At 43.2% G+C, this 2,002-nt stretch carries 3 protein-coding genes; 2 read left to right on the plus strand and 1 reads right to left on the minus strand.

What is annotated here, in order from left to right; genetic code table 11:
- Positions 1–158, minus strand: a 158-nt coding sequence (locus L5M11_RS23605; protein WP_263177284.1) for a transposase domain-containing protein, incomplete at its 3' end; no start/stop codon positions are given.
- A 404-nt stretch (positions 159–562) separates the two neighbouring features.
- On the opposite strand from L5M11_RS23605, the gene nhaA reads away from it, so the two are divergent.
- Positions 563–1,714 (plus strand): Na+/H+ antiporter NhaA, encoded by a 1,152-nt coding sequence (gene nhaA / locus L5M11_RS23610; protein WP_001000601.1) that lies wholly within the window; start codon positions 563–565, stop codon positions 1,712–1,714.
- 130 nt (positions 1,715–1,844) lie between these two features.
- A partial coding sequence (locus tag L5M11_RS23615; protein ID WP_263177284.1) for a transposase domain-containing protein occupies positions 1,845–2,002 on the plus strand: 158 nt, incomplete at its 3' end.

A 2,002-nucleotide genomic window follows, 5' to 3' on the forward strand; every position in this document is an offset into this window, starting at 1 on the left:
ACGACAAGTTCGGCGGGTAACTTACGCCGTCTCATGCTGGCTTTATTGGTAGAATCAAGGGCTTGCTCTATCCATTCGAGCGGGAGTTCTTTTTGGAAGAGAGCCAGTGATTCTGGTGCAGCAAACGTATCGACATCAATCAGCCAGTGAGCCAACATAAAAAATACCCTCAGCAATTAGTGTACTGAGGGTATTGTTAACCATCCGTAGGATCGTTCAACTGATCAATGCCTTAACTGATCGGTGTTACCCCAATGGGTGGTTTTTTAGTGGATGAAACTTCCTGAATTTTTCTCAAAAGTATGGGGTTATCATGACAGTACATGCCATGTTATGCTGATTTTCTCATAATCTTGATAAACATTTGGCGCAATAACAACAAGTACGCGCTGTGATCAAAATTGAGTGTTATGTTGGAAAATACGATGTATAGTAAACTTCATATAGGAAAAATCGAAGTTTATACTCTGAAGAAGCGATTATTCTAAAGTTTTCGACCGCTATACACTCTTATCATTCTTTGTTAATCGTTTATTAAGATAATAAATATAAGGACGAAACCATGAACGATGTCATTCGTGACTTTTTCAAAATGGAATCAGCTGGTGGTATTCTTCTCGTGATTGCCGCGGCAATTGCGATGACCATTGCTAACTCACCGCTGGGCGAAACTTATCAATCTGTACTGCATACTTATGTATTTGGTATGTCAGTTTCTCACTGGATTAATGACGGCCTAATGGCTGTTTTCTTCTTACTCATTGGCCTTGAAGTTAAGCGAGAGCTGCTTGAAGGTGCGTTAAAATCAAAAGAAACCGCAATTTTCCCTGCGATTGCAGCGGTTGGCGGTATATTAGCTCCTGCTCTTATTTACGTAGCCTTTAATGCCAACGATCCTGAGGCGATTTCTGGTTGGGCAATTCCAGCGGCGACAGATATCGCTTTTGCTTTAGGTATCATGGCGTTATTAGGTAAGCGTGTACCAGTAAGCCTAAAAGTGTTCTTGCTGGCGGTTGCTATCATCGATGATTTAGGTGTAGTTGTTATTATCGCGCTATTTTACACCGGTGACCTGTCGACCATGGCGTTGCTTGTTGGCTTCATCATGACTGGTGTCCTATTCATGTTGAATGCGAAGGAAGTAACAAAACTTACGCCATACATGATCGTCGGTGCGATCTTATGGTTCGCGGTGCTTAAATCTGGTGTTCACGCAACATTGGCAGGAGTAGTGATTGGTTTTGCTATCCCACTAAAGGGAAAGCAGGGCGAACATTCTCCACTTAAACATATGGAGCACGCGCTTCACCCATACGTGGCATTTGGTATTCTGCCTCTATTCGCATTTGCCAATGCGGGGATTTCGTTAGAAGGCGTATCGATGTCAGGTCTAACTTCAATGCTGCCACTCGGTATTGCTTTGGGTCTACTGGTTGGTAAGCCTCTAGGTATCTTTACCTTTAGCTGGGCAGCGGTAAAAATGGGCGTTGCTAAGTTACCTGAAGGCGTTAACTTCAAGCATATCTTTGCGGTATCTGTGTTGTGTGGTATTGGCTTTACAATGTCTATCTTCATTTCCTCTTTAGCGTTCGGAAATGTAAGTCCTGAATTTGATACCTATGCTCGACTCGGTATCTTAATGGGTTCTACGACAGCAGCATTACTTGGCTATGCCTTACTGCACTTTTCTTTGCCTAAGAAAGCGCAAGCGTAAGATAAAAATGAGCTATTTTGTAAAGCCTCCCAATCGGGATAACACCGATCAGTTAAGGCATTGATCAGTTGAACGATCCTACGGATGGTTAACAATACCCTCAGTACACTAATTGCTGAGGGTATTTTTTATGTTGGCTCACTGGCTGATTGATGTCGATACGTTTGCTGCACCAGAATCACTGGCTCTCTTCCAAAAAGAACTCCCGCTCGAATGGATAGAGCAAGCCCTTGATTCTACCAATAAAGCCAGCATGAGACGGCGTAAGTTACCCGCCGAACTTGTCGT

The organism is Shewanella sp. SM87 (genome assembly GCF_025653705.1).
GTDB classification, from domain to species: Bacteria; Pseudomonadota; Gammaproteobacteria; order Enterobacterales; family Shewanellaceae; genus Shewanella; species Shewanella oncorhynchi.